Below are 6,162 nucleotides of genomic sequence, written 5' to 3'. Positions count from 1 at the left end.
GGGCGACTCCGAGCCGGAGATGCGAAGGATCCGCCGGCCGTCCCAGAGCGCGATGATCTGGTTGCGCACGGTCGGACCGAGGATCGTGCCGATGCGGAAGATCACCTGGTCGAGCTCGGGGTGGGTACGCCGGTGCTCGGCCAGCATCTCCTCGACCAGCCGCTTGTGCCGGGCGTACGGGAACGCGTCGTTGCCTCGAAGCGGCTGGTCCTCGTCGATCCACTCCGGGTTGTCCGCGTGGTATCCGTACGCCGCCCCGGAGCTGGAGACCACGATGCGCTGCACGCCCGTCTCGACGCACGCGGCGAGGACGTTCGCGCTGCCGGTCACATCGACGCGGTACTCCAGGTCGACGTCGTGACCCGGGTTCACGATTGCCGCGAGGTGCACCACGGTGTCGATGCGGTGCTGCCGCAGCACGGGAGCGATCGCCGCGGCATCCGTCACGTCCAGCGTCGCATCGATGACGCCCGCGCGGGGTGCGCCCGCTCGCAGGTCCGCGGCGACCACGACCTCGACGTCATCACGGGCCGCGAGGGCTTCAGCCACGTGCGAGCCGAGGAAGCCGCTGCCGCCCGTGATCAGCACCCGGGGCATCAGGCGGCCTCGACGGTCGTGCGGCCGCTCGCGTCGCCGGTGCTCGAACCCGTGCGCTTCCTGGTGTGCCGTGCCCAGAGCCCGGCCAGGACGAGGCCGGCGACGATGTCCCAGATGCCCCACCAGCCGGCCACGATCGCCATGCCGCCGAGGCCGTCGAAGAACAGGAACACCAGGCCGAGCCCGAGGCCGGCGTTGCGGATGCCGACTTCGAACGTCATGGCCTTGCGCTCGCGGGTGCCGAGTCCGCCGACCACCGCCGTGCCGTAGCCGAGCGCGAGCGCCACCGCGTCATGCACCGCGACCACCAGCAGGATGATGCCGAGCACCTGCACGAACACGGCCCAGTTGCCGATGAGCGCGGCGATGATGAAGCCGAGCAGCGCGATCAGGCTGAACCACTTCACGAACGGCTGCACGCGGGCGCTGAAGCCCGGTGCCTTGGCGCGCAGGAGCAGACCGACGGCGAAGGGGAGACCGACGATGAGGAAGATCTCCAAAAGCATCCGCCACGGGTCGAGCGTGATGTCGCGCAGCAGGGTGCGGGCGGTCGGATGCAGCGAGGCCCAGAACGTGATGCTCAGCGGCATCGCGACGATGTAGATGAGGTTTCCCACCGCCGTGAGCGACACCGAGAGGGCGACGTTGCCGCCGGCGCGGTGGGTCAGCACCTGCGAGATGTTCCCCGGAGGGCAGCAGGCCACGAGAAGCATCCCGAGCGCCATCGACGGCGGAACGGGGAGCACGAGTGTGAGCAGGAACGTCGCGATGGGCAGCAGGAGCAGCTGGGCGAGGATCGCGATCGCGAACGGTTTCGGATGCTTCGCCACGACGCGGAAGTCGCTCGGCGAGGTGTCCAACGCGATGCCGAACATGATGAGGCCGAGGACCACGTTGAGGATCGTCAGCGTGCCGGGCGTGAACGAGAGGACGACGTCGTCGACGTTCATGCCGAGGCCTCCAGTGCACTCTTCTCACGTCGCACGGCGCCCCGGTAGGCGTCTTTGTTGACGTAGTACGCCATCCGGTCGAGACCCAGATAGTGATAGCCGCCCGTGACATCGGGCCACGCCGTTCCCGTGACCCGGTCGCGGAAGCGGGCGGCGCGGGTGGGATCGGTCTCCACCGCGTCGAGGTAGGCGGCGAGCAGCTCCGCCTGTTCGTAGCGACCCTGCCAGCCGATGCCGGACGCCTCGATCATGCCCATCACGTAGAGGCCGTTGAACGAGGCGGGGAAGACGTTCAGGAAGAGCCGTGGCGAGGCTCCCTGCCAGTGCAGGTGCTCCCGGTCGACGAACGGATAGTCCAGGGTGTAGCCGGTGGCGAGCAGCACGAGGTCGTACTCGTCGGCGCTGCCGTCGCGGAAGTGCACCGTCTGCCCGTCGAAGCGGTCGATGTCCGAGCGGATGCGCAGGTCGCCCTGGCCCAGGTGGTTGAGGATCAGGGTGTTCACGATCGGATGAGACTCGTAGATGCGGTAGTTCGGCTTCGGAAACCCGAATCGCACGGGGTCGTCCGTGAACGCCCGCAGGACGCGGCTGTCGACGGCCTGCTTGATGCGCGCCGGCAGCGGGCGGCCCTGGTTGAGGGTGTCGCTGGGCTTGCCGAACAGGTAGCGGGGCACGAAGTAGTACCCGCGTCGTACGCTCATATCGACGGACACGGCGTGGTGCACGGCATCCACGGCGATGTCGCAGCCGGAGTTCCCGGCGCCGATCAGGAGCACGCGCTTGCCGCGCAGCTGTTCCGGGGACTTGTACGCGCTGGTGTGCAGCAGTTCGCCCGAGAACTCCCCACGGAACGTCGGTACGTTCGGCTCGGCGAGGGTCCCGTTGGCGAGGACGACGCCGGCGTACCAGCGCGTGTCGGTGCCGTCGGGGCCCGAACTGGTCAGCTCCCAGCCGCCGTCGGCAGGCTCGAGGCGCGTGACGCGCGTGTCGAACCGGAACAGGCCGGTGAGCCCGAAGTGATCGGCGAAGTCGTCGAAGTACTCCTTCAGCACCCGGTGGCCGGGGTAGTCGACCCGCGAGCGCATCGGGAACTCGGCGAACTCCGTCGTGGTGCGCGAGGAGATCAGATGCGCGGACTCGTACATCGTGCTGCGGGGATTGGTGATGTCCCAGAGCCCACCCACGCCGTGCGAGGCCTCGTAGCCGTCGACCACGATTCCGCGCTTCTGCAGCGCACGCGCCGCGGCCAACCCCGATGGACCCGCGCCGATCACGGCGTATTTGTTCATGCTGCTCCCCGCACGTCAGTGTGCTCGAAAAAACGCCCCCGCCCACCGATCGTAACGGGTGAGCGGGGGCGTCGAGTTCCGCGGGGTCAGGCGGTCCCGAGGTGCTGCTGACGCGCTGCGACGGCCTCCCGGATGGCGGGGAACAGCGGATGCTCGGGATCCAGGCCCGTGGTGCGGGAGGTGAACGCGGCGGGCTCCTCCGTGCGCAGCAGCTCCTGCATCTCGACCGACTGCTCGTCGGCCGGATCGTCGAACTCCAGTGCTGCCGACACGGCCGCCACGAGAGCCACGGTCGGCAGACCGCGCTCCGCAGCCATCGCCGCTGGCCCCACGAAGCGCTCGTGCCGTGAGATCTTGCGCAGCGGCTGCCGTCCCACCCGCTGCACGGTGTCGACGAGCGCAGGATTGCGGAACCGCTCGAGGATCGTGGCGCGATACGCCGCGAGGTCGGCGGGGTCGAGCCCGTGCTCGGCGACCAGCACAGCCGAGGTCTCCTCCAGCGCGGCCGAGACGCTCGCCGCGATGGCGGGGTCGGCCAGCGCGTCCGAGATGCGGTCGATCCCCGCGCGGGCCCCGAAATACGCGGTGGCGGCGTGCCCCGTGTTCACCGTGAAGAGCTTGCGCTCGATGTACGGCGCCAGGTCGTCCACGAAGTGCGCGCCGGGGATGGTCGGCAGCGTGCCGCCGAACGGACCCGATTCGATCGCCCACTCGAAGTACGGCTCGACCGTGACGTCGACGCCGCCGTCTGCGGGCTGTGCCGGCACGATGCGGTCGACCGCGGTGTTCGCGAAGACCGCGCGGGCCAGCAGCGTCTCGGCATCCGCCCCTGCCGCCGTCGCGATCTCGTGGCGGAGCAGATCGGTGGCGCCGATCGCGTTCTCGCAAGCCATGACCTGCAGAGGCGCGGCATCGGGGGAACGGAGGGCGAGTCCGGCCACGATCGAGGGCGCCACGAACCGCAGCACCGTCGGGCCGACCGCGGTCGTGACGACATCGGCCGTCGCGACCTCCTCCGCCACGGCGGCGGGATCGGTGCGGCTGTTGACGGCTCGGAAACCGGTGACGACATGGTCGGTCCCTCCGGGGCCGGCCTCGTGCACGGTGTACGAGTCGACCGCGTTGATCGCGTCCACCAGAGCATCGGCGACGTCGGAGAACACGACCTCGTATCCGCCCTGGCGGAGCAGCAGCCCGACGAAACCGCGCCCGATGTTGCCCGCCCCGAAGTGGACCGCCTTCATCCCTCGTTCACCTCCGAGAGGAGGGCGTAGAGCTCCTCCGGGGTCTGTGCTGCGGAGAGCCGGGCCACGTCGTCCTCCTCGGAGAACAGGATCGCGATCCGGGAGAGGATCTCCAGGTGCTCGTCACCGATCCCGGCGATGCCGATCACGAAGGTCGCGGGATCGCCTGCCCAGTCCACACCGCCGTCGTAGCGGACGACCGACAGGGCCGAGGCGAGGATGGCGTCCTTCGCGTCGTTGGTGCCGTGCGGGATCGCGAGACCGTTGCCCATGAACGTCGACACGGTCTCCTCGCGCTGCCGCATCGCGTCGACGTAGGCGGGGGTCACGGCTCCGGCGGCGACGAGGATGTCCGTGGCCTCCTGGAGCGCGTCGTCCCGCGTCGCCCCGCCGGGGTGGATGCGGACCTGCTCGGGGGTGAGAACGCTCATTCTGTGTCCTTTCGCTGTGCCCGTACCATCTCGACGACCTCTTCGTAGCGGGGCGAGTTCATGAAGTTGTCCACCGACACATGGACCGAGTTCGGCGACTTCGCCGTGGCGCGCTCGGTGAGCTGCTGCTGCGTGATCACCACGTCGGCCGTTCCGTCGAGGTTCGCGATGGCCTGATTGGTGACGTTCACGTCCTCGATGCCGGCCTTCTTGAGCTTGTTGCGCAGGACGCTGGCGCCCATCGCGGACGAGCCCATACCGGCGTCGCACGCGAACACGATCCGCTCGATCGGCGCCGTGGCGACGGCGGTCGTGCTCGGTGCGGCATCCGTCGCCACAGGTGCGGCGGATGCCGTCGACGTGCGCAGCGCATCCATCGCCGCGGACGACTTGCCCTTGTTCGCCTCGGTCTGCGCGATCGCGGCACCGAAGGTGTCGCCCTCGGCCTCGAGGTCGCGCTTGCGGGAGGCCCGCAGGATCACGCCGGTGATGAGGAACGTCACGGTGGCGGCGATGATGACCGACAGGTAGACGACGAGCAGGTTCGGAACGCCCGCACCGACGGCCGCGACGGTCACGGCGATGATGCTGCCGGGAGCCGCCGGGAACACGAGCCCGCCGTTCAGGAGCATGTTCGTCGTGACACCGGCTGCGCCACCCGCGATGAGCGCGAGGATCGTGGTCGGCTTGCTCAGTGCGTACGGGAAGTAGATCTCGTGGATGCCGCCGAAGAACTGGATGATGGCCGCGCCCGGCGCCGACGCCTTCGCGACACCGACTCCGAAGAAGCTGAACGCCAGCAGCAGGCCGATGCCGGGGCCGGGGTTGGCCTCGATGAGGAACAGGATCGACTTGCCGGCCTCCGACGCCTGCTCGAAGCCGAGCGGGGTGAACACGCCGTGGTTGATGGCGTTGTTGAGGAACAGCACCTTCGCCGGCTCGACGATGATCGACACGAGCGGCAGCAGCTGCGCCGCCACGAGCCAGTCGACGGCGGTGCCCAGCGCGGCGCTGATGCCGAGCATGGCCGGGCCGAAGGCGAAGAACCCGAAGATGGCGAGGAGCATGCCCAGGATGCCCGCGGAGAAGTTGTTCACCAGCATCTCGAACCCGGGGCGGATCTTGCCGTCCCAGAGCCGGTCGACCTGCTTCATGATCCAGGCCGCGAGCGGTCCCATGATCATCGCGCCCAGGAACATCGGGATGTTCGTGCCGACGATCACGCCGACGGTGGCGATGGAGGCGACCACGCCGCCGCGGTCGCCGTAGACCATACGGCCTGCGGTGTTGGCGATCAGCAGCGGCAGCAGGTACGTGACCATCGGACCGACCAGACCGACGTACGCGAGGATGTTGCCGTCGGCGGTCTCGGCCACCGACGTCATCGCGCCCTGCCACCCGATGATGACGGAGTCACCGCCGCCGCCGAGGATCTCGGACACCCCCGCCCAGTGCCAGCCGAAGGGGCTTTCGGCGCCGAAGAATCCCTTGGGGATGAAGAGCATCGTGATGAAGCCCCAGGCGATGAAGGCCGCGATGTTGGGCATGATCATGCCGGAGAGGAAGGTGCCGAAGCGCTGCACTCCTACGCGGAGGCCACCGGGTTTGGTGGCGGCAGGTGACGTCGTCGTCATGATGTCGTCTCTTTCTT

General features: G+C 68.9%; 6 protein-coding genes. All 6 read right to left on the bottom strand.

Annotation, left to right across the window (positions count from 1 at the left end):
• Positions 1 to 597: NAD-dependent epimerase/dehydratase family protein (locus ACNPM4_RS06295; protein ID WP_448985096.1), on the bottom strand; the 597-nt coding region annotated here is incomplete at its 3' end.
• Positions 597 to 1,547, bottom strand: a complete 951-nt coding sequence (locus tag ACNPM4_RS06290) for a bile acid:sodium symporter family protein (RefSeq protein ID WP_448985095.1) — start codon at positions 1,545 to 1,547, stop codon at positions 597 to 599. The genes ACNPM4_RS06295 and ACNPM4_RS06290, both read right to left, overlap by 1 nt.
• Positions 1,544 to 2,836: a flavin-containing monooxygenase gene (locus ACNPM4_RS06285; RefSeq protein ID WP_448985094.1), complete on the bottom strand. Its 1,293-nt coding sequence runs from the start codon at positions 2,834 to 2,836 to the stop codon at positions 1,544 to 1,546. The genes ACNPM4_RS06290 and ACNPM4_RS06285 overlap by 4 nt, the downstream gene beginning before the upstream one ends.
• A gap of 86 nt (positions 2,837 to 2,922) precedes the next feature.
• Positions 2,923 to 4,080 carry a mannitol-1-phosphate 5-dehydrogenase gene (locus tag ACNPM4_RS06280; RefSeq protein WP_105710876.1) on the bottom strand — a complete coding sequence of 386 codons (1,158 nt, stop codon included), beginning with the start codon at positions 4,078 to 4,080 and terminating at the stop codon, positions 2,923 to 2,925.
• Positions 4,077 to 4,511, bottom strand: coding sequence for a PTS mannitol transporter subunit IIA (locus ACNPM4_RS06275; RefSeq protein WP_029262541.1), 435 nt, complete (start codon positions 4,509 to 4,511; stop codon positions 4,077 to 4,079). Before ACNPM4_RS06275 ends, ACNPM4_RS06280 begins: the two co-directional genes overlap by 4 nt.
• Positions 4,508 to 6,145 carry a PTS mannitol transporter subunit IIBC gene (locus ACNPM4_RS06270; protein WP_029262540.1) on the bottom strand — a complete coding sequence of 546 codons (1,638 nt, stop codon included), beginning with the start codon at positions 6,143 to 6,145 and terminating at the stop codon, positions 4,508 to 4,510. The genes ACNPM4_RS06275 and ACNPM4_RS06270 overlap by 4 nt, the downstream gene beginning before the upstream one ends.
• Between the last annotated feature and the right edge of the window lie 17 nt (positions 6,146 to 6,162).

The sequence above is a fragment of the Microbacterium umsixpiens genome (genome assembly GCF_053543675.1).
Note: the sequence above shows the minus strand (reverse complement) of the source record. Positions and strands in the feature narration are given on the sequence as shown.

Coding starts and splice junctions, on each gene's coding strand:
- ACNPM4_RS06285 (WP_448985094.1), bottom strand. CDS start 2,836: ATGAACAAATACGCCGTGATCGGCGCGGGTCCATCGGGGTTGGCCGCG.
- ACNPM4_RS06280 (WP_105710876.1), bottom strand. CDS start 4,080: ATGAAGGCGGTCCACTTCGGGGCGGGCAACATCGGGCGCGGTTTCGTC.
- ACNPM4_RS06270 (WP_029262540.1), bottom strand. CDS start 6,145: ATGACGACGACGTCACCTGCCGCCACCAAACCCGGTGGCCTCCGCGTA.
- ACNPM4_RS06290 (WP_448985095.1), bottom strand. CDS start 1,547: ATGAACGTCGACGACGTCGTCCTCTCGTTCACGCCCGGCACGCTGACG.
- ACNPM4_RS06275 (WP_029262541.1), bottom strand. CDS start 4,511: ATGAGCGTTCTCACCCCCGAGCAGGTCCGCATCCACCCCGGCGGGGCG.